Consider the following 26,153-nt stretch of genomic DNA (forward strand, 5'->3'; position numbering starts at 1 on the left):
GCACCACCAATTCCTTTACCTGCTTTAATATCTTGAGCAAATTGCTCAACATCTACTTCTATCTTCATGTGTCTTTCCTTGGGTATTTGTTATTTTACCCGATTGACACAGATTTTTGAACGGTCCCTTGCATTTCGTCAAACACAGCAGTTATTTGAGTAGGATTTTAAAACTTACTCTTCTTGATTTTGCTTTATCTTCTACTGCGTTTAGCATAATCTTATCTTTGTAGCTTGTCCCACTCCCTTTTAAAATAGTTGTGAGATAGTGCTGCGTTTGAGCGCCTTGTTGCATGAAAATAAATTTCAGTGTTTCATAAGCGCGTTTAAGTGAAAGATCTTCATTGTTAATGTAACGCTCCTCAAAATTACTTTTTTGCCATTCACTTGAAGTATGCCCATTTATCTCCAAAAGTGCTACGCTGTTTTGATGTGATTTTAGGAAAGGGAGAAGTTTTTTACTAAAGATGTCTAAAAAGTTTTTTTGTGCTTGTGTCAGTTTATAAGCACCTGCTTTAAAGTAGAGATTTTTATCTGTGAAAGTAATGGTTAAATCTTCTTTTATTGAAAGCTTTTTTGCTTTTATCTCATCTTTAAAAAGGCTGCATAGCTCTTTGTAAAAACTGCTGTTTGAGAGTGATATTTGTGCCATAGTTGCATCTTTGTTTAACTTTACTATCCACATGTTCTCTTCTTGAGAATTGTTGTCTGTATAGACTCCGACTGCGGCTACTTGCGAATTGTGCAAGATATGTAGTGCGTTAAAAGTATCATAGTTTTTATCTCCATAGTGTTCTTGCTTGAGTAGCTTTAAATCAGAGTCAAAAATCATTGCCAGTCCATCTGTATTAAATTTATCTTTGACATACCCAACACCAATAATTTTACCATTTGAGAACTCTGCAATGTCGTTTAAAACACTTGAGTATCTCGTAAAAATTGTTTCATCATGAATGATATTTTTATATAAATCAAACTTAATAAGACGAACCTGCGCCTTACCAAAACTATTGTACATAGCCAAAGATATAATAAAATTACCATCTTTGAGTTTTATGATTTTATGTGCTCGGATAAGTTTTGTGCCATTAAAATGTTTTAACCAAATTCTATTTCCATTTTCACTTAAACGCATAAGCGTAATATCTCTATTGTTATCATACTCTGTTGTGGCTAAAACAAGGATTGAACCATCGTTTGCCTCTACTGCACTGACTCCTCTGTCATCATGAATTGTTCCATACTTTTTACTCCAGAGCATTTGTCCATCTTTTGTAAAGCGTGTTATGAAAATGTCATCGCCGCCTAAACCAGTTCTAAACATATTGTCCTGAGCATCTCGCGAGGTTACTGAAAAGCCAACTGCTAGTACACCTCCATCTCTTAGTTGAGTTAGTGTATTCATTTTATCGAAGTTTTTTGTACCAAATTTTTTGAAATACAGAAGATTTCCATTTGTGTCAAGTTTGACAAGAAGTAGCTTGCCATTCATGGTGTATCCGCCGATAAAGTAGCCATTTGTTGGTGTTTTTTGCACAGCTACTGCTGTATTAAACTCTCTAAGTGCGGCATTTTTGCTAAGAAGTATTTTTGCCTGTTCATTTATTTTCATAAGGTGCATTTGATAACCATATTTATTTGAAACAGATGAAAGATAATCAAAAGTATTAGTGTAAGTAGAATGATTTTGTTTTGTTTGTTTGTAGTTTTTTGTAAACCCAACTGCACTTATAGTACGGTCATAATCCTCAGTAACATCAAAAAGGGCTGAGTCAAATGGTTTGTGAATAATTAAAGAAAAATCTGTAGCCACTGCGTTTAGGGAAGTGAAAATAAGTAGAGAGAGAAAAAGTGCTAGTTTCATAGTATCGCTTTTTACTAGAGTTATAGCAAGAAATATTCCTATTTTTTAAAGAATAAGAGAGAGAGGGAAATACTCCCAAAAAAGGGAGTAAAAAAGAGAAAACTATCTTAAGTTTTCAAATGGTGCAGTTACAACTTGCTTACGAGTTACAGTATATGGAACTAAAGCTGCTGCACGAGCACGTTTAATAACTACTGTAATCATATCTTGGTGACGTTTACAGTTACCAGTCAAACGACGTGGCATAATTTTATATCTCTCTGAAAGTGAGAAACGTAGGCTTGCTACTTCTTTATAATCCATGAAGTCAACTTTTGCTTCACAGTATTTACAATATCTTTTTTTGTATTTTCTTTTTTCTGACATGTTATTACCTTTTATATCTTTTTTTGTCTAAAATGGAATTTCATCTTCATCTATATCAATCTCAGGAATCGCTGCTGCGCTTGGCATTTCGCGACTTTGAGCCTGTGCTTGATTATTATTGTAGCTAGGTTGTTGATAACTTTGCTGTGGCTGTTGCTGCGTTTGAGGTTGTTGCTGTTGCATCGGTTGTTGATAGCTTTGAGCTTGACCTTGTTGCGGAGCATTGTATCCACCGTTTTGAGCAGGAGCATTGTAGCCGCCGCCTTGCTGGTTATCACCTTTTGAGTCTAGCATTTGCATAGTCTCTACAATAACAGAGTGTTTTGATCTTTTTTGTCCATTTTGGTCAACCCATTGTTCAAAATTTAATCTTCCCTCAACTAGGATTTTGCTTCCTTTTCTAAGGTATTGGTTTGCAACTTCTGCACTTCTTCCAAAGAATGTAATATCCACAAAACATACTTCCTCTTTTTTCTCACCATTACTAGTGAATTTACGGCTTGTAGCGATTGCAGTTTTTGCAATGCCCATTCCCGCTTGAGAGTATCTAAGCTCGATATCGCGTGTTAAGTTACCAACTAAAATTATTTTATTGAACATTTGTCTTCCTTCAAATTATAGCTATTGCTATTACTCAGCTGCTGCTTCTGTCGCTACTGGAGCTTCTTCTGTCGGTGCTTCTGTTGCTGGAGCTTCTTCAACTACTGGAGCTTCTGTTGCTGCTTCAGGAGCTGGAGTTGCTGCTGCCGCTTCTGCTAGTTCTGCTTTTTTGTTTGCTTTTTCAACAAGTCCATTCCACGCTTTGATTTCACGGTTTGTATCGTATTTAATAGTTACAAAACGTAAAAGTTCTTCGTTGATACGGAAACGTCTTTCAATCTCAGAAATAGCAGATGGAGCTGCTGAGTAGTATATTACTTGGTAATATCCACGTTCATTTTTATTGATTGGGTATGCTAATTTTCTCATTCCCATTGCGTTTGTAGCAGCTATTTCGCCACCGTTTGAAGTAATAACTTCTTCGATAGCTTTTAGGCTAGCTTGAATTTCTTCTGCAGTAAGTGTAGGTTTTACGATTACTAAGTTTTCGTAGTGTCTCATATAGTATGATCTCCTCTTGGTATGTGCCTCACGGCTTTTGTTTCCCTTTCGGATCTAAATATAGTGTCACTTATGGACATTACAAAGAGAAAGGAACGCGCAATTGTACAGAAAATTTGCTTAAAATTAGCAAATGCTATTTATTTGACAATTTGCAATAAAAACAGAAAATTTAATTTATTTTGCTATAGTTATGAAAATTTATATATTTGGCAGAAAATGGCGAAACGAAAAAGAAGTACAAAAAAAGTAGATAAAAGTTCAAAATATTTAGCGTATATAGCATGGTTCTTGGCAATTGTAGCGCTTATGCTGATTGCTCTAAGTATTGGATATTATTTTGGCATTAAAGATGCGAGGCAGACTCTAACACCTAAACAAACAAAGCAAACGAAAAGAGCAAACAGAGAAGAAAAACTTCCAAAAATAGCAGTAACTAAAGTAGAAACGCAGCTTAAAGAAGTTTTGAAAAAAGGGCAGCAGACTTACATCTCTGCTGCACATGAAATAGAAGATGAAAAACTTGCCAATCCTCCAAAAGTAAAAGAGAAAAAGCGTGTAATTTATGAGCATAAACCTATGCTTGTTATTATTATAGATGATGTACAAACTGCACGGCAGGTAAAAGCCATAAAAAGTTTGCATTTACCGCTTACTATGTCATTTTTACCTCCGCGTGCAGCACGGCCAAACTCAGCAAAACTTGCTGCTCATGAGAAATTTTATATGGTACATCTTCCTATGCAAGCGATGCATTTTAGCGCTGCAGAACCAGATACTTTGAAAGTGAGTGACTCACAAGAACAGATTTCACAACGCATTGCTTTTATAAAAAAAGAGTTTCCAAGGGTACGCTATATAAATAATCATACTGGAAGTAAATTTACTGCAAATGAGAGAGCGGTAAATAGATTGATTTATGCTTTAAATAAAAATCATATTCACTTTATAGACAGTAGAACAACAGCAAAAACAAAAGTACCTCAAGTAGAAAAAGCGTACGGATTGAAATATGTTGCTCGAGATGTTTTTTTAGACCATCATATGGATAAAGCATATGTTTTAAAACAGATCAAAATTGCCATAAAGGTTGCAAAAGCTCATGGACATGCCATAGCAATTGGACATCCTCACAAAGAGACACTTGAAGCTATAAGAGAGTCAAAAAAGCTCTTTAAAGATGTGGATTTAGTGCAAGTTTATAAGGTCTACTAGGAGAATGCAAAAAAGAGTAAATTTTCATATTGATGCTTTAGATGCAATGAAAAAATATCCAAAAGAGCTCTGTTTTAAAGGAAACCTTGAGCTTTTAAAGAGACCAAAAATGGCAATAGTGGGCAGTAGAAAACCAAATCAATACGCAAGAGAGATGACCCATATTTTAGCTTCAAAACTTGCAAACGCGGGTGTTTGTATTGTTAGTGGTGGCGCTATTGGTGTGGATGCAATTGCACATAAAGCAGCAGGTAGTAAAAATACTATAATGGTAGCAGCAACAGGTTTAGATAAACGCTACCCTGCAATAAATGCGAAATTGATACAAAGTATGGAGAATGAGGGCTTGGTTCTGAGTCAGTTTACAGAAGGGACACCCTCTACAAGATACAACTTTGTACTAAGAAATGAGCTTGTAGTTGCACTTGGTGATGTTCTTATTGTAAGCTATGCAGATTTAAACTCAGGAACGATGCGAAGTGTGGAGTATGCTCTGAAAATGGGAAAAAAGATATATGTTTTAGCCCATAGAATTGGTGAGAGTGAAGCTACGAACAGACTTCTAAGTGAGACAAAGGCAGAAGCTATTTATGATATTGACAGTTTTGTAAAAAGGTTCACCGCGTTTGATATAGCGCCAATAAAAGAGGATGAATTTTTAGACTATTGCAAATCTAGTCCTACTTATGAAGAGGCATTAAAGAGATTCCCCTCAAGACTTTTTGAAGCAGAATTAAGCGGTGACGTAGTTGTGAAAAATGGGAAAGTCTATTTAGCTTAAGTGCTTAAATAATAAGCATTGCATCACCATAAGAGTAAAAACGGTAGTTCTCTTTTATGGCAGTAGCGTAGAGCTCCTGTGTCTTTTCAAGCCCAACAAAAGAGGCAACAAGCATTAAGAGTGTCGATTTTGGCAGATGAAAATTTGTAAGTAGGTAGTTTACTCTACTTGGTTTGTTGTTTGGATGTAAAAAAAGATTTGCTTCTCCACTTTGAATTTTGCCATGTTTTGCATAAAATTCAATGGTTCGTGTAGAGGTTGTTCCTACACTGAGTATGGGAGTCTTTGAGTCAAGTAACTCTTTTGCTGCGTTTGAAATAGCATAGTATTCGGCATGCATTGGATGCTCTGTAATAATGTCTGCCTCTACTGGTTTAAACGTGCCACTGCCAACATGAAGTGTGACATAAGCATGTTTGTGATTTTTACAAATGCGTTCGTGTTGTTCTGGTGTGAAGTGTAGTGAAGCAGTAGGTGCAGCAACGGCTCCCTCTTCTTTTGCAAAGACACTCTGGTACTCATTGGCATCGGCTGTTTCATCTTCTCTTTGTATATAAGGTGGGAGAGGAATATGTCCAATTTTATCTACTATTGGCAACAGCTCTTCAAAACGCAGCAGTTTTTTATCTTTGAAAAAATTAACTTCGCGACTGCCATCGTCATTACAGCTTATTACTTTTGCTTGTAAATTTTCATCAAACAATAGTTGGGTCCCTGCTTTTACTCGTCCACGAATATAGACATTTATATCGACTGCATTTAGAGGTCTGTTTATAAGCAGTTCTATTTTACCACCACTTGGTTTATGCCCAAAAAGGCGTGCTTTTATGACTTTTGTGTCATTAAATATTAAGGCACAGTCTTTTGGAATAAACTGCTCTAAATCATAAAAGTGTGCATGAGTAATGGTGTCTGTCTCTCTATTATAAACTAAGAGTTTTGCATGGTCACGAGGATTTGCAGGGTAAGCAGCTATAAGTTCATCTGGCAGATGAAAATCATAGCTGCTTGTGAGTAACTCTGGGTTACTCACTTTTTTTCTCATCTATATCGTCATCTTGAGCTTTTTCGTCTATTTCATTTTTTTTAGTTATCTCTTCACTCTCTTGTTCTTGGTTCTCGTCTTCTTCATTATCTTCTTCATCTTCATCTTCATCTTCTGCAGGGTTCACCATTTTTACAATAAGAATAGATGCTCCATACAAGACAAGTAATGGACCAGCCATAAGAAGTTGCGTTAAAACATCTGGTGGAGTAAGAAGTGCAGCTACTATAAATATAATGACGATTGCATATTTGAAAAATGCCATCATTTGTTTGTCGTTTACAAGACCAAGAAGTGCTAAGAAGTAGGCAAAGACAGGCAGTTCAAAGGCAATTCCAAAGCCAAACATAATTTTTGTAAAAAAACCAACATAATCTTCTATATTTATGAGTGGCGTAAATCTAAAACTACCAAAGGTAATAAGGAAATCAAAACCAAAAGGAGTAACAACATAGTAAGCAAATAAAACACCTACTATAAACATTATTGTCCCTCCAAGAATAAAAGGAATAATCATCTTTTTCTCATGAGAATAGAGCCCTGGTGCAATGAAGAGCCAAATCTGTGAGAGTATAACAGGAAGTGCGGCAATGATGGCCGCAAAAAAGGAGACCTTAAGTGCTACGAAAAATGCACCACCAACTTGTGAAGTTGTTACCATTCCATTTGCTGCATGAATAGAAACTTTTCCAACGGCAATAAGGGCTTGGTTCAGCGGTGCAACCATCCAGTTTAAAAGAAATTCATGGAAGTAAAACATTACAAAAAACATAACTATAAGACTAGCAGCAGAGATAGCCAATCTCTTTCTAAGTTCGGCTAAGTGGGGTATTAATTCATCAAACATCTATATTATCTTCTTCTTTTTTAGGAGTTTTCTTTTTTTTCTTTTTGAAAGTGACTTCTTGCGTTTGGCTCTTCTCTTCTACAGGTGCTTGTGCTTTGACAATCTCTGGTGGTATTTCATCTACATCATCTTTTAAAAGATGGTCTGCATAAACATTTAGAGATGCTGTTGCTTGCGAAGGCATATTTGCAACTTTATTTACCTGTTCACTCGCGTTTAAAAGCTCTTTCTTATAAGCAAGTGCCTCTTTTTTAATATCAGAGATATGCAGCTCATCTTCTATGGAATCTTTTACGCTTCCGACCGTATTTTTAACATTTCTAAAAAATTTAGCAATTTCTATCATTGTACTAGGAAGTTTTTCAGGACCTAGAAAAAGGATAGCTATAACTGCTATGAGAAGTATCTCAGTAAAACCCATACCAAACATGTTACGCCTTCAAAGTTTTTTATGATTTTATCTAAAGTATGATTAAATAATCTTCAAGAAGTTAAATACAGAGCAATCTCGTCTGCTAAAAGATAGTCAGGGTTAAAAAAAGTAGCATTTTTTAGGAGCAGTTTCTTCTCCTGAACTAAAAGGGAAGCTCTATTTTTTTCTTCATCGGTTAAAATCTCTTTTTGTACTCCAACACAAGAACGAAAGCCTAAAAATATCTTTTCTAAGCGTATATCTTCCTGTGTTAAACTCTCCTCATTTATAGAGAGAGGATTTTGAATGTAGGCTTCAATGGATGGGGTAGGATAGTAGCGTTTTGTGCCAAGCTTGCCAACTGCACCTGCACCTGCACCTATGTAATCTTTATATTTCCAGTAGCCTAAGTTATGCTCTGAATGGTAGGTGCCGAAATTACTAATTTCATATTGTGTAAAGTTTTGTTTTTGTATTTGAGCAAAAATCCATTGTGTGATTTCTAACTGCTCTGATGACATTTCAGGACGCGCTTGAAACGCAGTACCCTCTTCAATGGTAAGCGCATAAGCACTGAGATGGTTTATTGGAAGACTAAACGCAGTCTCAATGTCTTTTTGTAGCAGCTCTTTTGTGTCGCCAAGAGTTGCGTAAATAAGATCAAGAGAGAGGTTCTCATAGCCAATTTTTTCTGCGTTTAAGAGTGCTTCTTTTGCCATCTCTGGGGTATGAGCACGGTTTAGTAGTTTGAGTTTGTCTTTGTTAAAGCTCTGTACACCAAAACTAATGCGGTTTACTCCAAGTTTTTTCATCCCCTCAAGCCACTCATAAGTAGCACTATTGGGATTTGCTTCACTTGTTATTTCGGCATCTTTTTTGAGATAAGGTCTAAGGAGTTCAAAAATTGGAGCATAGAGAGATGGTGCAACTGTTGAGGGTGTGCCACCTCCAATAAAAAGTGTTTCAATAGACTCTTTTGTTGTAGAAAATCTTTTAAGTTCATAGCTAAGTTGTGCTAAAAGTGCCTGCATATACTCCTCTTTGAGATGAAATTTATCTACATAAGAGTTAAAAGCGCAGTAAGAGCATTTGGAATCGCAAAATGGAATGTGTATATATAGTAACATTTTGAAAGTATAGCGAAATTTTTACCTTACCCTTAAGCCATTGCTTAAAAGCTTTTTAGTATAATCGCGTAATTTAATTTAGGTATATATATTATGAAAAGTACAGAGAAATACCGTCCGAACGTTGCAATGATATTAGTTTCACATAACTATCCACAAAAAAAAGAAATTTTTATTGCTCAAAGAAATGATTTGACAGATATTTGGCAGTTTCCACAAGGTGGAATTGATGAAGGAGAAGAGGTAGAAGATGCTCTTTTTCGTGAAATGGAAGAGGAGATAGGAACAAACGCAGCTGAAATTGTTGCTGCGTATCCTGAATGGATCTCTTATGATTTTCCACCTAAAATTTTAAAAAAGATGAAGCCATATAAAGGGCAGATACAAAAATACTACTTGGTGAAACTCTCTAAAGATGCAAAAATAGATATACATACGAAGCATCCTGAGTTTTCAGATTATAAATTTGTAACTGTAGATGATGTGTTAAATCTTACAGCGTATTTTAAAAAACCTGTCTATGAAAAAGTTATAAAATATTTTGTGAAGGAGGGGCTGTTATAGATGTTAATAGTTCAAAAATTCGGCGGAACAAGTGTCGGTGATTTAGAGCGTATTGAAAATGTAGCAAAGCGTGTAGCAAAAACGAAAAAAGAGGGCAATGATGTTGTAGTTGTTGTCTCTGCTATGAGTGGTGAGACGAATAAACTCGTTGGATATGCAGAGCACTTTTCAAAAAATCCTGCTCGCGCTGAGATGGATATGCTTCTTAGCTCGGGTGAGAGAGTGACTGCTTCACTTCTCTCTATTGCACTTCAAGAGATGGGTGTTGCTGCGACTGCTATGAGTGGGCGTAAGGCTGGTATTTTGACTGATAACATTCATACAAAAGCGAGAATCCAAGAGATAGACCCTAAAACTATGCAAAACCTTGTAAAAGAGGGAAAAGTTGTTGTTGTAGCTGGTTTTCAAGGTGTTGATGAAAATGGTGATATTACGACTCTTGGGCGTGGTGGGAGTGACCTCTCTGCTGTGGCTATTGCTGGCGCGCTTGGGGCTGATTTATGTGAAATATATACTGATGTAAAAGGTATTTATACAACTGACCCACGCATAGAACCAAAGGCAAAAAAACTTGAAAAAATCTCTTATGATGAGATGCTTGAATTTGCAAGTTTAGGGGCAAAAGTCCTGCAGAACCGTTCCGTAGAGATGGCAAAAAAACTCAATGTAAATCTTGTTACAAGAAGCAGTTTCTCAGATGAAGAGGGAACATTAATTACAAAGGAAGAAAATATTATGGAAAAACCATTAGTAAGTGGAATAGCATTAGATAGAAATCAGGCTCGTGTCTCTTTGTGCGGTGTTAAAGACAGACCAGGAATTGCATCAGACATCTTTAATAGTCTTGCAGATGCTGATGTAAATGTGGACATGATAATTCAAACTAAGTCGGTTGATGAGAGTACAAATATTGACTTTACTGTTCCTGTTGGAGAGCTGCTTGATGCCAAAGTGGTTGTAGATGTTTTTGTCAAAAAGGGCGAAATTCAATCTGATTCTTATAATGAAGATATTTGTAAAGTCTCTGTGGTTGGTGTTGGTATGAAATCTCATGCGGGTGTTGCTGCAAAAGCATTTTCTGTGATGGCAAATGAGAACATTAACATCAATATGATTTCAACTTCTGAAATTAAAATTTCAATGGTTATAGATGAAAAGTACGCAGAGTTGGCAGTAAGAAGTCTTCATGATGCGTATGAGTTAGAGAAGTAAGAGCGGCTATGCCAGACTTTGCACAATGGAGTTTAGATGCCATAAGAGAAGAGGGCGGTAGTCTCTCTTGGCTCGAAGAAGACCGTTTTGAGTGGTCAAAAACAACTGCGTATGCACTGAGCCAAATTCTCACTGGTAAAACGGTTATTATCATTACAGATGAGAAGCGAAAATGGCTAGAGCAGTATATTTTAACCTCCATAAATAGTGTAGAGTTAGATAGACCACTTGTTCCTATTGTAAGCATTGACAGTCTCTACTCTCATTATAACAATCTAAGCGGTGGGGAGATGATAGACTTTGTTGAAGATATGATTTCTCAAGCCTATAAAGATGATTGTTTTTATTGGTACATTGGTAAGGGCGATGATAAACGCAGCGATATTGCAAAAAGAAAAGATGAGAGTTATTTTTGGATTTTTGATGAAGATTTTAACAATGCATTTACACTTAAATCATATGACCCATCTTTAGATATAAAGCTTTTACAGCTCTTTAAACTCTTTAATGCATCGCTTAATGCTACAATGTTTGGTGAAGTTGATGCAAGTTCGTAGTCATATTCTTATTGCTAGCGATATTGAAGAGGCAGTTGAGAATTTCAAAGAGCAGCTGCATGGTTTTCGTGTTGTTGCATTTGTTGAAGAGAACTTCAAAATAGAGCATGCAAAACTTGTGACTGCTGAGGCATATATAAGTGAAATGCAGACAAAATATCTTATAATTGCAGCAAAAGAGTTTACAGCAGTTGCGCAAAACTCACTTTTAAAGCTACTTGAAGAGCCTCCAAAAAATATAGAATTTATAATAATCTCACCAACAAAATCAAATCTTTTAACAACAGTACGCTCCCGTTTACCTGTTATAAAAAGTGAAACACACGCCCATATACAAGAGCTTACTATTAACCTTGCAAAAATGGACTATAAAGAGGTGTTTGACTTTTTAAAACAAAATAGCCGTATATCAAAAAATGAAGCAAAAGCGCTTGTAGAAGCTCTTTTTTATAGAGCCACAGTTGTAGATAGATTGATTTTAAATGAAAATCAGCTTGAAATATTTGATAAAGCATATAGACTGATTGATTTAAACGCAAGAGCGCAGAGTGTACTTGCCATGCTCGTTATGAGTTTTGCAAGGGAGCGTTAATGGTTGTAGAGGTTTTATCAAATGAGTTAAATATAAAAAATTATTTGAAACTGCTTGGTGTCGATGGTGGCGGTGTAAATATTTTAGCTGCAAAAGCAGAGATGCATCTTGTAGCTATTAAAGATTTACATGTCGGTGGTGCAAATATTTTAAAGCAGGATGCTCTATCTGTAGGAGCAGATTTGGCAGTGCCAAAAGGGACTGTAATAGCAGCACAAAAAAGAGTAAATGCTCTGCTTATTGCAACTACAAAAGAGCTTGAGATTCTTGCTAGAAAGGAACTCGCACAACCTTTTGGACTTAAAGAACTTGCACTTAAACTTAAAAAAATAGCAAAAGTGAAAAAGCCAAAAGAGTGCGAGATTATGGGTGTTATTAATGCCAATGATGACAGTTTTTTTAGTGGCAGTAGATTTTTAGAGCGTGATGCTGTTGTTATGATTGAGCAGATGATAGAAGAGGGTGCAGATATTATTGATATTGGGGCAGTCTCTTCTCGTCCAAACGCAGCGATTGTAAGTGCTACAGAAGAGTTAGAAAGAATTACCCCAATTTTAGAGTTGATAAAAGAGAAAAATATAGCGCAAAATGTACGCCTTAGTATTGACAGTTATGAGCCCTTAGTAATTCAAAAGGCACTTGATGCTGGTTTTACTATTGTCAATGACATTACAGGGCTTGAAAATGATGCTGTATGTGAGTTATGCGCATCGTACGAGGCGACGGCAGTTATCATGCATATGCAAGGAACTCCACAAACTATGCAAAACAGTCCTGCTTATAACTCTGTTTTAGATGATGTTTACTCTTTTTTTAGTGAGCGTATTGAAAAAGCAGAACATTTTGGTATAAAAGATATTGTTTTAGATGTAGGAATAGGATTTGGAAAGAGTTTAGAAGATAACATCTCTCTCATAAAAAATTTAGAGCATTTTTTAACATTAGAGAAAAAACTTTTAGTAGGTGCTTCAAGAAAATCTATGATAGATAAAATTTTTCCCTCATCAGTAGAGCAGAGACTCTCAGGAACTCTAGCACTGCATCTTGAGGCATTTAGAAATGGTGCTGCAATGCTACGAGTTCATGATGTTTATGCACATAAACAGGCATTAGAAGTACAAAAAGCACTACTTTAAAAGCTTACTTCTTTATGTAAGCTTTTATAATCTCTTGACGCTCTAGTGGTCTGTCTCCACCGCTTCTTCCCATAGTTGGGACATCATTAAGTTTCATAATTGTTTTTAGTGATTCTTGACCTACTATTTTTCCAAAAATAGTGTAGCCACCATTGAGCCATGGTGCAGGTGCTGTAGTAATGAAAAACTGGCTGCCATTTGTATTTGGTCCACGGTTTGCCATTGCTAAAATTCCAGGTTTGTCAAATACAAGATTTGCACCAAACTCATCTTTAAAATCTTTATGCCAGATACTCTCTCCACCGCGTCCTGTTTCGGTTGGATCGCCTCCTTGAATCATAAAGTTGTGAATAATTCTATGAAACGCAATACCATTGTAGTAACCCTTTTTGACATGTGTCACGAAGTTCTCAACGGCTAATGGTGCTACTTTAGGGTATAGTTGTAGTTCAATTTTCCCTTGATTTGTCTCTAAAATGACATGTGGATTTGCCTCTTTTGCAAAAAGTGTGATGTTAAAAAGCACCAAAAGTGCTAAAGCTATTTTTTTCATATTATTTCTCCTCTTGAAAGTCTAAACAGACTGAATTTATACAGTATCTTTGCCCTGTTGGTTCTGGTCCATCAGGAAACAGATGCCCTAAGTGCGCATCACAGTTGCTACATCTTACTTCTGTTCGTAGCATACCGTGAGAAATGTCTTTTATCTCTTTTACCGCATCTTCTATACTTTCGTAATAGCTAGGCCAGCCTGTTCCTGAATCAAATTTTGTGCTTGATTGAAAAAGGGGAGCATTACAGCAGATACAGTTATATGTGCCACTCTCTTTATTGTTATAGTATTTACCAGAAAATGGAGCTTCTGTTCCATGTTGGCGACAAACATAAAACTCTTCATCTGTGAGCTGCTCTTTCCACTCTTGCTCAGTTTTATTTACTTGCATATATTTCCTTTAGTTGTTGTAAGTTCTGTGAATCCTCTGCATAGAGTATATGTACAGATTCTTGAGCATGATTAATTGCATACTCAAGCTCATGATTTGTTGCTTCGTCTATATCCAAAAGTATTGCATCATTATATATAAGTTCATTGAGATCAGTATAGGTTGCTAGTTTTAATGTTTCTAACTCTTGAAATGTAAGACTAACAGAGCTGTCAAATGCTTTTACTTCCTCTTCTATAAAGAATTTTAAGTCATCAACCAATTTTGTTCTATTATCGCTGTTAGATACTATGAGTAACTCTTTTGAATCTTTTTGTTTGAGTAGCTGGGCTATAAGCTGGAGGGCTTTGGCATGTGGATTTGTCTCATAAAATAAAATATCTTTCTCTTTAAGCAGATAACTCTCTTTAAATGAGAATGTGACTTTATCTGCTGTATCATTAGTGAGCACAATTTTGTGCTTAGCTTGCAAACTTTTAAGATGTGCTATAAACTCTTCTTGCATCAGCATTCCATCATCGCACATTATTATATTTCCTAGTGCAGAGTTCTTTTTTATGTCTATTTCATCTGGTGTTAAAATACTCACACTTAAGATGTCAAACTCTATAATTGCGTGTTCTATAATCTCTAAAAATTGTCTATGCAGAATATCTTTTGCAAGTTTTGTCGGTTTTATAATAGTGATTTTAAGAGAAGGATTTTTCAAAATTTCAAATATGGCTTTGAGCAGTAAAGTAGAACTAAGTCCACTTTTAGGTGCTGCTTGAATATTTGTAAAATTCTCTAATGGGGCATCTATAAATGCTTTTTGTTCTGTATTTGCTAAAAAAAGTTCATTGTCTTTATCTACGAGTGTATATTGGGTGAGGAGTGAACCAACTATTTTTTGTGGGCTGCCATATGAGTTTTGATTTTGTGGCTCTTTTTGCAATTTGTTTAGAATAGCATCTGCATCTAAATCATTAAAAATAATTTTTTCTTTTAAAAGTATCTTTTTCAATGAATCATCTAAATTCTGATACTCATAAGAGCTTAGATGGGTCATTAAAAGATAGTTGTGGATAGGAACATCGCTATTGTGAATAATTTCATCAAGCTTATTTGTTACAGCTTCATGCATAATAGTGTAGCTTAGTGTGTTTTGTGCCTGTTTTGCTTTTTGTATTTTTATAAGTGATGCGTTTTTTAAATCTTCATAAGACCACTCTTTAATTTCAAAAAGAAAAAGAGCTCTATACTCATCATAGATCATTAATGGTATAGTTTGTCTGCGTTTATGCAGAAAAATATCTACATTATCATAAATTATGAGATTTGTATGCTTTTTTAGAGAGTATATTTTATCAATGAGAAGATTGTGTTCCTCTTGCGTTTGAGGTGATTTGCCAAAGAGTGAAAAGAGGAAGTTTTTATTCATTATTTAGAAGAAGTACCATCTTGTAAAAAGAGGGTACTTAGAGGAATTATTTACCAGCTGCTACGCGGTCTTTAAGACCTTTACCAGCTTTGAATTTAGGAGCCATTTTATCTTGAGTTGTGTATGTTTTATCAGTTCCTGGAACTTTACCAGTTTTACCTTTTTGTAATACAGCTGTGAAGCTACCAAAACCAACTAAAGAAACATCTTCACCTTTTACAAGTGCTTCAGAAACTGCATCTGTAAAAGCTTTGATTGCTGCCTCTGCTTCAACTTTAGTTTTATAGTCGCCTTGTGCTTGTACTAACTCAACGAATTGCGCTTTATTCATAGATTTACCTTTTAGATTAAATTTTCCCGAACGTTCATGCCACATAGAAGTCCATGAAATAATTCAGCTACAGATACTTTATAGTTTATTTGCTTAAATTTTTCTTCTTTTTTGTATATTGATGAATGAAATGTGATAATTTTGTTTCTTTTAGTCCAAGTTTAACATGATTACATAGTTTTGAGAAGTTTTTTGCTGAATCATGTGACATCAGTAAAGTTGCTAAATTTTTCATTTTGTCATATTTATCTTCCCTTGAATGTATAGATAAAAACACATCTTCAAGTCCATCTCTTTCATTTTTTGTTAAAGCACCCATACTTTTAATCCTCTAATCTGTTGATTTTTCTCACAGTTCTAATAATCTCATCATCATCCAATTTTCCCAACATTTTCATAACTATGGCTGCTGCTTGTGGTTTAGCACGCCCAAGCTTCCAGTCTTGATAAGTACGCATAGATATTCCAAGACCTTTAGCCATATCTTTGAGAGATATTTTTTTGCCATTGTTCTGTGATTCTACTGCATTGTGAAGGATATTAAACAAATCATCGATTTTCATAATGGTATTATACGAATAATATACTTAAAGATACATATAAATACTATTAATATCTATTAAATTGTATTTATAATACATTAAAAATTGTATAATACAAACTATAGGATATGATATATAAAATATATATAATTAAATACACGGTATATCGTGTAAAATTTACAAAAAAGTAGTGCTGCGTTTAGGAAGAGTTAGAATGAGCATAGAAGCTCATTTATAAAAAAAATATAGGGTTTTTTGGGTGGAGAGAGAGTTAGTAATCTAAGAGGTCACTGTAGTCATATTTTGAAAAGTTAAGATAGAGTTTTCCATTTTGTTTAATTACACGAATGTCGCTATTGTAGACCGCGAGAAATCTTTTTTTGATGATTTTTCTTTGATAAGGCTTAAGCTCAAGTTTTTTGAGGTAATCTTTAAGTTCGACTATTTCATCTACAAGTTCTATATCTTTGGCATCTTTGTTCTTATCTGAAGGAATGGATTCAACTTCATGAACAGTATTAGCATTGCTTTGCTCTACTAAAAGCTTTGTATTTACAAGTTCTAAAATGGTTTTAAGTTGATCATCTTTTGCGCTATAAACCTGCTCGATTTTACTCATTTCATCTCGAAGCATCTGCTCTTTATCATCTATGAGTTTATCTATTTTTTCTTCAAGCTGCAGTATCTTCTCTTTGAGTTGTTGGTTCTCTTTTTGATAGAGTGATAAAACCATAGCAACAGTAGTTTTTCTTCTTTTTGGTGCGGGTACAGCAGAAATAGTTGACTTCTCTTTTGTCTCTGCAGTAATAATGTATGTTACACCATTTTCAACAATAGAGCTAAGCTGCTTTTTACGCAGTTTTGAGTGAATCATCTCCTTTGACATTTTAAAATGTTTTGAGTACTCATCAATTGTCAATCGCATATATATCCTTCGTAGAAGTAATTTGGGTTTATTTTATCATAAAGTTCTTTTAAATGAACTATATAATATAATTCATAAATTTAATTTTTTCGGGGATTTGCTATGAGTAAAGGTGTTTTAGATATTGTTAAACCAGGTGTTTTGTTCGGTGATGATGTTCGTAAAGTTTATGAACATGCTAAAGAAGTTGGATTTGCTATTCCTGCTGTAAATGTTGTAAATACAGAGTCAATCAATGGCGTATTAGAAGCTGCAGCAAAAGCAAATTCTCCTGTTATCATTCAGTTTAGTAATGGTGGTGCATCTTTTTATGCAGGAAAAGGTCTGAGCAATGACAATGAAAAGGCTGCGATTATTGGTGCAGTTGCTGGAGCTATTCACACACATATGATGGCTGAAGCCTATGGTGTTGCTGTCATTTTACATACTGATCACGCTGCAAAAAAACTGCTTCCTTGGATAAACGCACTTTTAGAGACTGGTGAGAGTTACTTTAAAACTCAAGGAAAACCACTCTTTTCATCACATATGCTTGATTTGTCTGAAGAGCCTATTGAAGAGAACATTGGTGTTTGTAAAGCATACTTAGAGCGTATGGCAAAAATCGGTATGAGTATTGAGATAGAGCTTGGTGTAACAGGTGGCGAGGAAGATGGTGTAGATAACACAAACATTGACAACGCACTTCTTTATACACAGCCTCAAGAGGTAGCACTTGCATATAAAGAGCTTAGTGAAGTTTCTCCAAACTTTACAATAGCTGCTTCTTTTGGAAATGTACATGGTGTTTACAAACCAGGAAATGTACAGCTTACACCTAAAATCTTAGATAATTCACAAAAATATATTGCCCAAGAATTTAAAACAGCTGAAAAACCTGTAAATTTTGTTTTTCATGGCGGTTCAGGTTCTCTTCCTTCAGAGATTCGTGAAGCTATTTCATACGGTGCTATAAAAATGAATATAGATACTGATACACAATGGGCAACTTGGAATGGAGTTCGTGAATATGTCGCTAAAAATCATGACTACTTGCAATCTCAAATAGGTAACCCAGAGGGTGAAGACAAGCCAAACAAAAAATACTACGACCCAAGAAAATGGCTCCGTGCTGGTCAAGAGGGTCTAGTCTCGCGTGTGCTTCAAGCATTTGAAGACTTAAACGCAATGAATAGGAATTAAGGGCATAGACTGTGCAAGCATGAACAATAATTTTTCCGTTAGGGTGGATTATTGTTCTCCTTATTCCTGTTATACTTCTTACTTTTCTAGATTTAACTTGCTTTTAAACATCCAGTCTCTTCTTTTAATCTTTCAGCAATCCAAACTTTGATAATAGACTGTCTTGTAACACCTATCTTTTTGGCTTCTTGATCTAAATATTCTATTATCCATTCTGGAAAATCAACATTTACTTTTTTTGTTTCTGTCTTTAATCCTTTGACATCTTTTAATTTTATAGCATTTGAAAAATCTAAATACTCTGATACATCTTCACCATTGTCAAACTTCTTATCAAATTCTTTAGCTGTTATTGTTTTCATAATTTCTTTCCTCGTTTTTTCTATATCTTTTAACACTTATTATGCGATAGATTTCATTTTGTCATAAATTTTGAGCTTCGACAAAATCAATGTCATGCTTTTCTTTGTTAATCTTACTTTTATTGTCATCATACTCAAATTTCATAAAAAACCTCTTTTTTGATATAGAAAAATAACACAGACTAAAAATAAGTGTTATTTCTTAATTATATTTATAAAATATGACAAATTACAATAATTTTATGAAAATTGGATAATTTAGACTACTATTCTTAAAATTGAAGTGTGTTTTTATACAGAAATATGTAAATAACAGAACACTTTGTGTGTTAATTGGAAGAATTTGGCAATAATAAATAAAATGTTCCTTTACTTTGACTGTGCCTCGTGGTGTATGTCTTCTATGCTACTGAGATGTTCGTTTTGTAAATAGTGCTTGTTGAGTAGTTGATTTAGTTTATTTGGATTAAAACGCCACAATTTTTTTTCATCAAATTTTTCATGTGCTTTCATGGCATCGTGCAACTCATTTGTAGTTGGTACTGCTTTTAACTCTTTTAAAACTTCATACATTATATCTATAAGCAGTGTGTGTGTATCCTCGCCACTGTCATCATCTTCAAGTGTCCTATTTACCAAAAACGGGTATATTTTCCACATACTTAAAATCATTCCTACTATAAATGCTATCATCATCCATGTTGAAGTACTTAGTTCCATTAACGCGACCTTTTAGTTAAATTATCTCAATTATAGGCTTATTTTGATAAAATTTCATTTATGAATGATAAAGTATTTACAAAACCAATAAAAAAGCAGTTTGAATTTGATGAAGAGGTTGCGGCTGTCTTTGATGATATGCTTGAACGAAGTGTTCCATTTTATAAAGAGAGTCAAAAAATTACAGAGTTTTTTGCACTAAAAAATCTTAAAGAAGATGGTACTCTCTATGATCTTGGCTGTTCTACAGGAACTCTTTTGCTCAATATTCACAGAAAACTTGAGCTAAACGCAGTGCTTATAGGGCTTGACAACTCCGAGGCAATGTTAGCACGAGCTAAACGCAAGTGTGAGGCATATGGTGCTGATGTTACACTCTGCAGTGCAGATATTTTAGAGTATAGATATAAAAAGGCAGATGTATTTATAAGTAACTATACTTTGCAGTTTATTCGTCCGTTAGTTCGTGAAGAGTTGGTCAAGAAAATAGCATCGTCTTTGAATGAGGCAGGTGTTTTTATTTTTAGTGAAAAGGTGATTTCTCATCAACCAACACTCAATAAAGAGCTTATAGAGTGCTATTATGATTTTAAAAAAGAGCAGGGGTACTCTGAGTATGAAATCATTCAAAAACGAGAGGCTTTAGAGAATGTTTTAGTACCTTACAGTGAAGAAGAAAATATTCAAATGGCAAAAAATGCTGGTTTTTCACATTGTGAAGTGATTTTTCGCTGGGCGAACTTTGCGACATTTATTGCTATAAAGTAGTTAGGCACTTAAAGCTTACCAGACATTGCCTTTTGGCTTTGTATCTTTTTTCTTGAGCGCATTTTTCATCTCTTTGTAGGTGATGATGTCATCATCTCCACATTTTTTATGGTAGTAACCCTGTAGGTCATAGTACTCTTTGCAGTCACTGTAGTATTTTGCAGAGATGCCGTGCTTGTTGACACAGCCTGTTGCAAAGATTGTAAAAAGAAGTAATAGTATAAGTTTTATCATGTTTGAGCGTAGCATTTTTTGTACCTAAACCTTGAAACCCTCTTTGCTTTTACACAAGTCTGTTAAAAAACATTCATCGCATTTTGGATTTTTTGCTGTACAGATATAGCGTCCAAAAAGTACCATTCCCTGATGTAGAGCGTGGAGGTCGTTTTTAAACTTTTTAACAAGTGTCGCTTCTGTTGCAATGGCAGTTTTGTCATCACTGAGTCCTAGCCTATGTGCTACGCGAAATACATGGGTATCGACAGCCATAAGATTTGCTCCTAAATATTCTATCATTACAACATGAGCAGTTTTCTGTCCCACTCCTGCGAGTGTTTGAAGCTCTTTTTCATCCATCGGAATCTCTCCGCCATAGACCTCTTCTACACGTTGTGCCATTTTTATAATGTTTTTTGCTTTATTATTAAAAAATGAACAACTGTTAATAAGCTTTTTTACATCATCCAACTCAGCTACGGCGAGTTCTTTCGTACTTGGGTACTTTTCAAAAAGTGGAGGTGCAATTATATTTACTCTTTTATCTGTACATTGTGCAGAGAGTGCTACTGCTATAACTAGTTCATACGCATTTTTATATTTAAGTTCAGTAACTGCGTCACTATAGCGCTCGACAAATCTTTTGTGTATCTCTTGTATCTCTTTTCTTGTTGCTTTTTTCATGATGATAGTTTATCGTCTTATAGATTATAATTAAATCAAGAGGCGTCGAAACTGCGTTTGTTTAATATCTATTTATTTATTCCTATTAAACTTCTTGTAATAAAACATAAGGAACTAGAATGAATAAAGTTACAATGTTACTATCTGCTTTGTTATTGACTGGATCAATGGCATCTGCAAAAACATTAGTCACAGTTAATGGACAAGCGATTACACAGGCAGATGTAAATACAGAGCTAATGAGTGCTACACAAGGTAGAGTAAACCAGATACCGCCTGCTAGACTTGCAATGTTTAAAAAACAAGTTCTTCAACAACTTATAGGTAAAGAGATTATTTTTGATGATGCAAAAAAATCGGGTATTCTAAACTCTCCAGAATATAAAAATGAATACAATAAACTCTTAAACAGAATGAAAAAAGAGTTAGCTATTCAAGTTTGGCAGAAAAAACTTTTAGGTAGTATTAAAATTTCTAACAAAGAGTTAAAAGATTACTATAACAAAAACAAAGATGAATTTAATGAAAAAGAGTCAGTTCATGCTCGTCATATTTTAGTAAAAACAAAAGCTCAAGCAGAGAAAATTATCTCTGAATTAAAAGGCTTAAGTGGTCAAAAACTTAAAGAAAAATTCATTGAACTAGCGAAGAAAGACTCTACAGGCCCTAGCGGACCAAAAGGTGGAGATTTAGGTTATTTTGCACAAGGTCAAATGGTACCTGCGTTTAACTCTAGAGTATTTTCTATGAAAAAAGGTACTATAACATTAACACCTGTAAAAACTGAGTTTGGTTACCATGTAATCTACTTAGAAGATAAAAAACCTGCTATGACCAAAACATTTAATGAAGTAAAAACTTTTATTGAACAACGCCTAAAAATGGAAAAATTCAAAAAAGTTTTCAAACAAAAAATGGATGAATTACAAAAAAGTGCAGTTATTAAATAGATAATGCAATACTCTTCTATCTCTAAAATTACTTTAGAGGGGAGGGTGCTTTTTGTCAAGCGTGATGATCTTATTGACCCTCATTTAGCAGGGAATAAATACCGAAAACTTTACACTCTTTTACAAACTCCCTCTTCGACCTACGATACTATTGTCTCTTATGGTGGCACCCAATCAAACGCAATGTTGGCAATAGCAGCAATGGCACAAAAAAAAGAGTGGAATTTTACTTACTATACAAAACAACTCTCCCAAACGCAGCGTAAGCAGCTTAGTGGCAATTTCGCACATGCTTTAGCTCTTGGTATGGAGCATATTGAACTTGAAGATGCACTCTATAGAGAGTATATTGCTTCGCTGCGTTTGACTGCTGATAGTAGAACTTTTATAGTAGATCAGGGCGGGGCCATTGGTGAAGCAAAAGTAGGGCTTGAAGTTTTAGCGCAGGAGATAATAGCACAAAAAAAGAGTGGAGCTATAGAGAGTGATATTTACTCTCTTTCTACACCTTCTGGTACGGGAACGACAGCACTTTTTTTGGCTCTTGCCCTTCCTGAGTATAAAGTTTATACAACGCCGTGTATTGGAGATGTTGCTTATTTAAAAGAGCAGATGAGTGCTCTTGCAGAATTACCCAAAAATCTGATTATTCTTCCTCCAAAAAAGAAATACCATTTTGCAAAGCCTTATAAAGAATTTTTAGAGATATATAAAAAACTTTTAAAAAGTGGTGTGGAGTTTGACCTGCTTTATGCTCCTTCAATGTTTGAAGCTCTTTTAGAGCAAACGAATGAAAAAATTTTATATATTCACAGTGGAGGAGTAAGTGGTAATGAGAGCATGCTTGCGCGCTACTCTCAAAAAGGGTGGAGTTAGTTTATAAAAGTAATGTTCTCTGTGAGGGGAACTCTTTTAGGTTGGTAGGCGTTGATTTTTGCATCTTTATCTTCATATCCTAAAACTACGCTGTATAAAAGGGCAAGATTTTCAGGAACCTCAAGCTCTTTGGCAATAACGCGCCCAAACTCTGTAGTAGAGCCTTGCGGACAAGTAGCTACGCCAAACTCATGTGCTGCAAGCATAATGCTTTGCATATAAGCACCACAATCTATAAGTACCCCTTGTGCTTCATTAATATTCTCTTTTTCTGTAAAAACAAAAAATACAGTTTGTGCGCCAAACCATCTAAAATTATCTTTCCACATCTCTATGCGTGTTTCATTGTCTTTTCTATCAACTTCCATAAGTTTATAGAGTCCTGCACCTGTGACAATACGGCGTTTTTTATAAGGATTTACCCAATTTACAGGATAGTATTGAATAAATTGGTCATGTGTAATACCTTCATCCATCTTTTCAATGACTGCATCGCCAACTTTTTTAAGCACTTCTTTGTTTGATACTGCATAGGTTACCCATGGTTGCATATTTGCACCGCTTGGAGTCATTGCAGCAGCTTGTAGAATCTTTTCTTGAATCTCTGCTTCAACTGGTTTTGGTAAATATGCTCTTTTTGATGAACGATTTTGTAAAGCTTCTATAACAGATGGCATTAGCAGTCCTAAATTTTTTATAGAATTATACATAATGAGCAATTATATATAGATAAAAGGTTATGAAGATTATAATTTGTTAGTGCAACTTAAGTCGCAAAAGTTTGTGAATGAAGTATGTATAATACCAGCAGAAAAAATAATTTATAAGGATTTTACAATGAATAATATATTTGAAAAACTAACACATAATATGAGTGAGTCAATTGAGAGTTCTGTCTCTTTGGCGCTCCATAATAAAAATCAGGAAGTGACACCTATACACTTCTTATGGGCACTTTTAACAAATTCTGATTCACTGCTAAATCAGATGTTTAATAAAATGGGGATTGAGAAAGTTGCGATGGAGCTTGACATTAAAAGTATGGCTGAGAAGCTTCCAAAATCTTCAAATGTTACAAAAGAGAGCATAAAACTCTCTCATGAATTTGTAAAAACTTTGCAAAATGCAGAGGGTTTAATGGCAAAAAATGGGGACTCTTATCTTGCTGTTGACACTTATCTTCTTGCAAATTTACAGAGTGCACCATTCTCTGAAATATTGCCAAAATATGTAAATACAATGGATTTGGCAAAAGAGATAGAAGCTGCGCGTGGTGGAGCAAAAATTGACTCTCAAAGTGCAGATGAGACTTTAGAATCTCTTGCAAAATATGGTATTGACTTGACAAAAGAGGCAGCAGAGGGAAAACTCTCTCCTGTTATTGGTCGAGATGAAGAGATTGCTCGTACTATGCAGATTTTAATTCGTAAAACAAAAAACAATCCAATGTTACTGGGTGAACCAGGGGTTGGTAAAACTGCACTTGTTGAAGGTCTTGCACAAAGAATTCACAGTGGAGATGTTCCAACATCATTACAAAATAAAAAGCTGATAGCACTTGATATGTCTGCACTTATTGCTGGTGCTAAGTATCGTGGTGAATTTGAAGATAGACTTAAAGCAGTTATTGATGAAGTAAAAGAGAGTGGAAATATTATTCTCTTTATTGATGAGATTCATACTATTGTTGGTGCAGGTGCATCTGAGGGTTCTATGGATGCGGCGAACATCTTAAAACCAGCTCTTGCTCGTGGTGAATTGCATACTATTGGTGCGACAACGCTTAAAGAGTATAGAAAATATTTTGAAAAAGATGCAGCATTGCAACGCCGTTTCTTGCCAATTTCTGTGGATGAACCGACGGTAAATCAGTCTTTGCAAATTCTTCGTGGAATTAAAGAGAGACTTGAAGCGCATCATAATGTAAACATTACAGATAGTGCATTGGTTGCTGCTGCTAAGTTGTCTGATAGATATATTGCAGATAGATTTTTACCAGATAAAGCGATTGATTTAATTGATGAGGCAGCTGCAGAGTTAAAAATGCAAATAGAGTCTGAGCCAAATGAACTAAGTGCGGCTAAACGCAAACTCTCAGAGCTTATGGTCGAAAAAGAGGCACTTAAAATGGAGAAAACTCCAGCGAATGAGAAACGCCTCGAAGAGATAGAAAAAGAGCTTGCTGATGTAGAAGAAAAAGTAAGAAGTTTAGAGACTCAGTTTCATGGAGAAAAAGAGGTATTTGAAAAAATATCTTCTATAAAAGTGGAAATAGAAGCTAAACGCCGTGAAGCAGAACTTGCAAAAGCGCAGTCTGATTTTAACCGTGCAGCAGAGATTGAGTATGGTGAAATTCCTAAACTTATTGATGAAGAAAAAGCACTCAATGACAAATGGGATAGAATGCAAGAGGCAGGAACACTGCTTAAAAACTCTGTAGATGAAGAGTCTATTGCTTCTATTGTAAGTAGATGGACAGGTATTGCTGTAACAAAAATGTTGCAAAGTGAGAAAGATAAAATCTTAAATGTGGAAGAGGAGCTAAATAAAACTGTAATAGGTCAAGGAAGAGCGACTCACGCAGTATCTCGTGCTATTAAACGCAACAAAGCGGGACTTAGTGATAAAAATAGACCAATCGGAAGCTTTTTATTTCTTGGGCCAACAGGTGTAGGTAAAACACAAACTGCTAAAACTTTGGCGAAATTTCTCTTTGACTCTGAAGATGCTATGATTAGAATAGATATGAGTGAGTATATGGAAAAACATGCAGTCTCTCGTTTGGTTGGTGCAGCACCAGGATATGTTGGATATGAAGAGGGTGGACAGCTTACTGAAGCGGTCAGAAGAAAACCATATAGCGTAATTTTGTTTGATGAGGTAGAAAAAGCACATCCAGATGTTTTTAATATCCTTTTACAAGTCCTTGATGATGGTCGTTTGACAGATAATAAAGGTGTAACAGTAGATTTTACAAATACTATTATTATATTAACATCAAATATTGCGAGTGATAAAATCATCAATAATCCGCAAGGAAAAGAGCTTGATGATATGGTAATGGCTGAGTTAAAACAGGCCTTTAAACCTGAATTTTTAAATAGACTTGATGATGTGGTTATTTTTAATGCACTAGGTCAAGAGCAAATTAAAGGAATTGTAGAGATATTCTTTAATGATATTAAAAATAAAGTAAAAGAGCGTGATATTGAACTTGTCCTCTCAGAAGATGCAAAAGAGTATATTGCTGAAGCTGGATTTGACCCTGTTTATGGTGCGCGTCCTCTAAAAAGAGCTCTTTATGAGATTGTAGAAGATCGTTTGGCTGATCTTATTTTAGAGGGTCGCGTTAGTGAAGGTTCTCGTGTAGAATTTGGCGTGGTAAATGGTGAAGTTGAAGTTAAAATCTCTTAAG

The 26,153-nt window shown here is 35.1% G+C and carries 32 protein-coding genes; 12 read left to right on the forward strand and 20 right to left on the reverse strand.

The features are described from left to right. Positions 1 to 150 precede the first annotated feature (150 nt). The 4 genes from MV589_RS09085 to rpsF all read right to left on the reverse strand — a co-directional run bounded on the left by MV589_RS09085 (position 151) and on the right by rpsF (position 3,330). Complete coding sequence (locus tag MV589_RS09085; RefSeq protein ID WP_297434100.1) at positions 151 to 1,863, reverse strand: flagellar motor protein MotB; 1,713 nt, start codon at positions 1,861 to 1,863, stop codon at positions 151 to 153. A gap of 102 nt (positions 1,864 to 1,965) precedes the next feature. After that, positions 1,966 to 2,229, reverse strand: a complete 264-nt coding sequence (rpsR, locus tag MV589_RS09090) for a 30S ribosomal protein S18 (protein WP_297434102.1) — start codon at positions 2,227 to 2,229, stop codon at positions 1,966 to 1,968. Between the two features lie 27 nt (positions 2,230 to 2,256). Next, entirely contained in the window at positions 2,257 to 2,829 is a 573-nt protein-coding gene (locus MV589_RS09095) for a single-stranded DNA-binding protein (RefSeq protein WP_297434105.1), read from the reverse strand. Between the two features lie 30 nt (positions 2,830 to 2,859). Next, on the reverse strand, positions 2,860 to 3,330 hold the full coding sequence (gene rpsF, locus MV589_RS09100) for a 30S ribosomal protein S6 (RefSeq protein ID WP_297434107.1): 471 nt from the start codon (positions 3,328 to 3,330) through the stop codon (positions 2,860 to 2,862). 219 nt (positions 3,331 to 3,549) lie between these two features. Here rpsF and MV589_RS09105 point away from each other — a divergent pair, with 219 nt between their 5' ends. After that, the gene (locus MV589_RS09105) at positions 3,550 to 4,545 is read left to right on the forward strand and encodes a divergent polysaccharide deacetylase family protein (protein ID WP_297434109.1); all 996 of its coding nucleotides are present in this window, start codon (positions 3,550 to 3,552) and stop codon (positions 4,543 to 4,545) included. Between the two features lie 4 nt (positions 4,546 to 4,549). Further along, a complete protein-coding gene (locus tag MV589_RS09110) occupies positions 4,550 to 5,326 on the forward strand; it encodes a DNA-processing protein DprA (protein WP_297434111.1) in 777 nt (258 codons plus the stop codon). Between the two features lie 4 nt (positions 5,327 to 5,330). Here MV589_RS09110 and queA read toward each other — a convergent pair whose 3' ends face one another. The 4 genes from queA to hemW are packed head-to-tail and all read right to left on the reverse strand — an operon-like array spanning position 5,331 to position 8,757. Continuing rightward, complete coding sequence (gene queA, locus MV589_RS09115) at positions 5,331 to 6,371, reverse strand: tRNA preQ1(34) S-adenosylmethionine ribosyltransferase-isomerase QueA (protein WP_521966175.1); 1,041 nt, start codon at positions 6,369 to 6,371, stop codon at positions 5,331 to 5,333. After that, complete coding sequence (gene tatC, locus MV589_RS09120; protein ID WP_297434113.1) at positions 6,352 to 7,218, reverse strand: twin-arginine translocase subunit TatC; 867 nt, start codon at positions 7,216 to 7,218, stop codon at positions 6,352 to 6,354. Before tatC ends, queA begins: the two co-directional genes overlap by 20 nt. After that, on the reverse strand, positions 7,211 to 7,648 hold the full coding sequence (gene tatB / locus MV589_RS09125; RefSeq protein ID WP_297434114.1) for a Sec-independent protein translocase protein TatB: 438 nt from the start codon (positions 7,646 to 7,648) through the stop codon (positions 7,211 to 7,213). Before tatB ends, tatC begins: the two co-directional genes overlap by 8 nt. A 53-nt stretch (positions 7,649 to 7,701) precedes the next feature. Beyond that, a complete protein-coding gene (hemW, locus tag MV589_RS09130; RefSeq protein WP_297434115.1) occupies positions 7,702 to 8,757 on the reverse strand; it encodes a radical SAM family heme chaperone HemW in 1,056 nt (351 codons plus the stop codon). Positions 8,758 to 8,850: 93 nt separating this feature from the next. On the opposite strand from hemW, the gene MV589_RS09135 reads away from it, so the two are divergent. Genes MV589_RS09135 through folP form a run of 5 tightly spaced genes read left to right on the forward strand, consistent with a single transcriptional unit; the run spans position 8,851 to position 12,818 of the window. Beyond that, the gene (locus MV589_RS09135) at positions 8,851 to 9,321 is read left to right on the forward strand and encodes an RNA pyrophosphohydrolase (protein WP_297434117.1); all 471 of its coding nucleotides are present in this window, start codon (positions 8,851 to 8,853) and stop codon (positions 9,319 to 9,321) included. After that, a complete protein-coding gene (locus MV589_RS09140; RefSeq protein ID WP_297434119.1) occupies positions 9,322 to 10,533 on the forward strand; it encodes an aspartate kinase in 1,212 nt (403 codons plus the stop codon). 8 nt (positions 10,534 to 10,541) lie between these two features. Next, a complete protein-coding gene (locus MV589_RS09145) occupies positions 10,542 to 11,090 on the forward strand; it encodes a HobA family DNA replication regulator (RefSeq protein ID WP_297434121.1) in 549 nt (182 codons plus the stop codon). Continuing rightward, complete coding sequence (locus MV589_RS09150; protein WP_297434123.1) at positions 11,077 to 11,682, forward strand: DNA polymerase III subunit delta'; 606 nt, start codon at positions 11,077 to 11,079, stop codon at positions 11,680 to 11,682. The genes MV589_RS09145 and MV589_RS09150 overlap by 14 nt, the downstream gene beginning before the upstream one ends. Next, the gene (folP, locus tag MV589_RS09155) at positions 11,682 to 12,818 is read left to right on the forward strand and encodes a dihydropteroate synthase (protein ID WP_297434125.1); all 1,137 of its coding nucleotides are present in this window, start codon (positions 11,682 to 11,684) and stop codon (positions 12,816 to 12,818) included. Before MV589_RS09150 ends, folP begins: the two co-directional genes overlap by 1 nt. Before the next feature lie 4 nt (positions 12,819 to 12,822). On the opposite strand, the gene MV589_RS09160 is transcribed toward folP, so the two are convergent. From MV589_RS09160 to MV589_RS09190, 7 genes are all read right to left on the reverse strand, one after another. Further along, positions 12,823 to 13,371, reverse strand: coding sequence for a peptidylprolyl isomerase (locus tag MV589_RS09160; protein WP_297434126.1), 549 nt, complete (start codon positions 13,369 to 13,371; stop codon positions 12,823 to 12,825). Between the two features lies 1 nt (position 13,372). Beyond that, entirely contained in the window at positions 13,373 to 13,762 is a 390-nt protein-coding gene (msrB, locus tag MV589_RS09165) for a peptide-methionine (R)-S-oxide reductase MsrB (protein ID WP_297434128.1), read from the reverse strand. After that, positions 13,749 to 15,182: a PH domain-containing protein gene (locus MV589_RS09170; protein WP_297434130.1), complete on the reverse strand. Its 1,434-nt coding sequence runs from the start codon at positions 15,180 to 15,182 to the stop codon at positions 13,749 to 13,751. Before MV589_RS09170 ends, msrB begins: the two co-directional genes overlap by 14 nt. A 46-nt stretch (positions 15,183 to 15,228) precedes the next feature. Next, positions 15,229 to 15,513, reverse strand: coding sequence for an HU family DNA-binding protein (locus MV589_RS09175; RefSeq protein WP_297434139.1), 285 nt, complete (start codon positions 15,511 to 15,513; stop codon positions 15,229 to 15,231). 85 nt (positions 15,514 to 15,598) lie between these two features. After that, positions 15,599 to 15,832, reverse strand: a complete 234-nt coding sequence (locus MV589_RS09180) for a hypothetical protein (RefSeq protein WP_297434141.1) — start codon at positions 15,830 to 15,832, stop codon at positions 15,599 to 15,601. 4 nt (positions 15,833 to 15,836) lie between these two features. Then, the gene (locus MV589_RS09185) at positions 15,837 to 16,076 is read right to left on the reverse strand and encodes a helix-turn-helix domain-containing protein (protein WP_297434143.1); all 240 of its coding nucleotides are present in this window, start codon (positions 16,074 to 16,076) and stop codon (positions 15,837 to 15,839) included. 250 nt (positions 16,077 to 16,326) lie between these two features. Then, positions 16,327 to 16,980 (reverse strand): hypothetical protein, encoded by a 654-nt coding sequence (locus MV589_RS09190; protein WP_297434145.1) that lies wholly within the window; start codon positions 16,978 to 16,980, stop codon positions 16,327 to 16,329. 102 nt (positions 16,981 to 17,082) lie between these two features. On the opposite strand from MV589_RS09190, the gene fbaA reads away from it, so the two are divergent. Beyond that, entirely contained in the window at positions 17,083 to 18,162 is a 1,080-nt protein-coding gene (gene fbaA, locus MV589_RS09195) for a class II fructose-bisphosphate aldolase (protein ID WP_297434147.1), read from the forward strand. Between the two features lie 92 nt (positions 18,163 to 18,254). On the opposite strand, the gene brnA is transcribed toward fbaA, so the two are convergent. After that, positions 18,255 to 18,524: a type II toxin-antitoxin system BrnA family antitoxin gene (brnA, locus tag MV589_RS09200; protein WP_297434149.1), complete on the reverse strand. Its 270-nt coding sequence runs from the start codon at positions 18,522 to 18,524 to the stop codon at positions 18,255 to 18,257. 369 nt (positions 18,525 to 18,893) lie between these two features. Further along, a complete protein-coding gene (locus tag MV589_RS09205; RefSeq protein ID WP_297434151.1) occupies positions 18,894 to 19,244 on the reverse strand; it encodes a hypothetical protein in 351 nt (116 codons plus the stop codon). A 60-nt stretch (positions 19,245 to 19,304) separates the two neighbouring features. Here MV589_RS09205 and cmoA point away from each other — a divergent pair, with 60 nt between their 5' ends. Continuing rightward, a complete protein-coding gene (gene cmoA, locus MV589_RS09210) occupies positions 19,305 to 20,012 on the forward strand; it encodes a carboxy-S-adenosyl-L-methionine synthase CmoA (RefSeq protein ID WP_297434153.1) in 708 nt (235 codons plus the stop codon). Between the two features lie 15 nt (positions 20,013 to 20,027). On the opposite strand, the gene MV589_RS09215 is transcribed toward cmoA, so the two are convergent. Beyond that, complete coding sequence (locus tag MV589_RS09215; RefSeq protein WP_297434155.1) at positions 20,028 to 20,261, reverse strand: hypothetical protein; 234 nt, start codon at positions 20,259 to 20,261, stop codon at positions 20,028 to 20,030. Positions 20,262 to 20,270: 9 nt separating this feature from the next. Then, the gene (nth, locus tag MV589_RS09220; RefSeq protein WP_297434157.1) at positions 20,271 to 20,912 is read right to left on the reverse strand and encodes an endonuclease III; all 642 of its coding nucleotides are present in this window, start codon (positions 20,910 to 20,912) and stop codon (positions 20,271 to 20,273) included. A gap of 119 nt (positions 20,913 to 21,031) precedes the next feature. Here nth and MV589_RS09225 point away from each other — a divergent pair, with 119 nt between their 5' ends. Next, positions 21,032 to 21,862 (forward strand): peptidylprolyl isomerase, encoded by an 831-nt coding sequence (locus MV589_RS09225; protein WP_297434159.1) that lies wholly within the window; start codon positions 21,032 to 21,034, stop codon positions 21,860 to 21,862. 3 nt (positions 21,863 to 21,865) lie between these two features. Further along, positions 21,866 to 22,738 carry a 1-aminocyclopropane-1-carboxylate deaminase gene (locus MV589_RS09230; protein ID WP_297434161.1) on the forward strand — a complete coding sequence of 291 codons (873 nt, stop codon included), beginning with the start codon at positions 21,866 to 21,868 and terminating at the stop codon, positions 22,736 to 22,738. Here MV589_RS09230 and MV589_RS09235 read toward each other — a convergent pair. Next, on the reverse strand, positions 22,735 to 23,415 hold the full coding sequence (locus MV589_RS09235; protein ID WP_297434163.1) for a nitroreductase: 681 nt from the start codon (positions 23,413 to 23,415) through the stop codon (positions 22,735 to 22,737). The genes MV589_RS09230 and MV589_RS09235 overlap by 4 nt on opposite strands. Before the next feature lie 160 nt (positions 23,416 to 23,575). On the opposite strand from MV589_RS09235, the gene MV589_RS09240 reads away from it, so the two are divergent. Then, positions 23,576 to 26,152 carry an ATP-dependent Clp protease ATP-binding subunit gene (locus MV589_RS09240; protein ID WP_297434166.1) on the forward strand — a complete coding sequence of 859 codons (2,577 nt, stop codon included), beginning with the start codon at positions 23,576 to 23,578 and terminating at the stop codon, positions 26,150 to 26,152. Position 26,153: the final 1 nt, after the last annotated feature.

It is taken from the genome of Sulfurimonas sp. (genome assembly GCF_026991475.1).
GTDB lineage: Bacteria > Campylobacterota > Campylobacteria > Campylobacterales > Sulfurimonadaceae > Sulfurimonas.

Excerpts from the sequence above, each read along its gene's own strand:
- MV589_RS09085 (WP_297434100.1), bottom strand. The coding sequence starts at position 1,863 with ATGAAACTAGCACTTTTTCTCTCTCTACTTATTTTCACTTCCCTAAAC.
- rpsR (WP_297434102.1), bottom strand. The coding sequence starts at position 2,229 with ATGTCAGAAAAAAGAAAATACAAAAAAAGATATTGTAAATACTGTGAA.
- MV589_RS09095 (WP_297434105.1), bottom strand. The coding sequence starts at position 2,829 with ATGTTCAATAAAATAATTTTAGTTGGTAACTTAACACGCGATATCGAG.
- rpsF (WP_297434107.1), bottom strand. The coding sequence starts at position 3,330 with ATGAGACACTACGAAAACTTAGTAATCGTAAAACCTACACTTACTGCA.
- MV589_RS09105 (WP_297434109.1), top strand. The coding sequence starts at position 3,550 with ATGGCGAAACGAAAAAGAAGTACAAAAAAAGTAGATAAAAGTTCAAAA.
- MV589_RS09110 (WP_297434111.1), top strand. The coding sequence starts at position 4,550 with ATGCAAAAAAGAGTAAATTTTCATATTGATGCTTTAGATGCAATGAAA.
- queA (WP_521966175.1), bottom strand. The coding sequence starts at position 6,371 with ATGAGAAAAAAAGTGAGTAACCCAGAGTTACTCACAAGCAGCTATGAT.
- tatC (WP_297434113.1), bottom strand. The coding sequence starts at position 7,218 with ATGTTTGATGAATTAATACCCCACTTAGCCGAACTTAGAAAGAGATTG.
- tatB (WP_297434114.1), bottom strand. The coding sequence starts at position 7,648 with ATGTTTGGTATGGGTTTTACTGAGATACTTCTCATAGCAGTTATAGCT.
- hemW (WP_297434115.1), bottom strand. The coding sequence starts at position 8,757 with ATGTTACTATATATACACATTCCATTTTGCGATTCCAAATGCTCTTAC.
- MV589_RS09135 (WP_297434117.1), top strand. The coding sequence starts at position 8,851 with ATGAAAAGTACAGAGAAATACCGTCCGAACGTTGCAATGATATTAGTT.
- MV589_RS09140 (WP_297434119.1), top strand. The coding sequence starts at position 9,322 with ATGTTAATAGTTCAAAAATTCGGCGGAACAAGTGTCGGTGATTTAGAG.
- MV589_RS09145 (WP_297434121.1), top strand. The coding sequence starts at position 10,542 with ATGCCAGACTTTGCACAATGGAGTTTAGATGCCATAAGAGAAGAGGGC.
- MV589_RS09150 (WP_297434123.1), top strand. The coding sequence starts at position 11,077 with ATGCAAGTTCGTAGTCATATTCTTATTGCTAGCGATATTGAAGAGGCA.
- folP (WP_297434125.1), top strand. The coding sequence starts at position 11,682 with ATGGTTGTAGAGGTTTTATCAAATGAGTTAAATATAAAAAATTATTTG.
- MV589_RS09160 (WP_297434126.1), bottom strand. The coding sequence starts at position 13,371 with ATGAAAAAAATAGCTTTAGCACTTTTGGTGCTTTTTAACATCACACTT.
- msrB (WP_297434128.1), bottom strand. The coding sequence starts at position 13,762 with ATGCAAGTAAATAAAACTGAGCAAGAGTGGAAAGAGCAGCTCACAGAT.
- MV589_RS09170 (WP_297434130.1), bottom strand. The coding sequence starts at position 15,182 with ATGAATAAAAACTTCCTCTTTTCACTCTTTGGCAAATCACCTCAAACG.
- MV589_RS09175 (WP_297434139.1), bottom strand. The coding sequence starts at position 15,513 with ATGAATAAAGCGCAATTCGTTGAGTTAGTACAAGCACAAGGCGACTAT.
- MV589_RS09180 (WP_297434141.1), bottom strand. The coding sequence starts at position 15,832 with ATGGGTGCTTTAACAAAAAATGAAAGAGATGGACTTGAAGATGTGTTT.
- MV589_RS09185 (WP_297434143.1), bottom strand. The coding sequence starts at position 16,076 with ATGAAAATCGATGATTTGTTTAATATCCTTCACAATGCAGTAGAATCA.
- MV589_RS09190 (WP_297434145.1), bottom strand. The coding sequence starts at position 16,980 with ATGCGATTGACAATTGATGAGTACTCAAAACATTTTAAAATGTCAAAG.
- fbaA (WP_297434147.1), top strand. The coding sequence starts at position 17,083 with ATGAGTAAAGGTGTTTTAGATATTGTTAAACCAGGTGTTTTGTTCGGT.
- brnA (WP_297434149.1), bottom strand. The coding sequence starts at position 18,524 with ATGAAAACAATAACAGCTAAAGAATTTGATAAGAAGTTTGACAATGGT.
- MV589_RS09205 (WP_297434151.1), bottom strand. The coding sequence starts at position 19,244 with ATGGAACTAAGTACTTCAACATGGATGATGATAGCATTTATAGTAGGA.
- cmoA (WP_297434153.1), top strand. The coding sequence starts at position 19,305 with ATGAATGATAAAGTATTTACAAAACCAATAAAAAAGCAGTTTGAATTT.
- MV589_RS09215 (WP_297434155.1), bottom strand. The coding sequence starts at position 20,261 with ATGCTACGCTCAAACATGATAAAACTTATACTATTACTTCTTTTTACA.
- nth (WP_297434157.1), bottom strand. The coding sequence starts at position 20,912 with ATGAAAAAAGCAACAAGAAAAGAGATACAAGAGATACACAAAAGATTT.
- MV589_RS09225 (WP_297434159.1), top strand. The coding sequence starts at position 21,032 with ATGAATAAAGTTACAATGTTACTATCTGCTTTGTTATTGACTGGATCA.
- MV589_RS09230 (WP_297434161.1), top strand. The coding sequence starts at position 21,866 with ATGCAATACTCTTCTATCTCTAAAATTACTTTAGAGGGGAGGGTGCTT.
- MV589_RS09235 (WP_297434163.1), bottom strand. The coding sequence starts at position 23,415 with ATGCCATCTGTTATAGAAGCTTTACAAAATCGTTCATCAAAAAGAGCA.
- MV589_RS09240 (WP_297434166.1), top strand. The coding sequence starts at position 23,576 with ATGAATAATATATTTGAAAAACTAACACATAATATGAGTGAGTCAATT.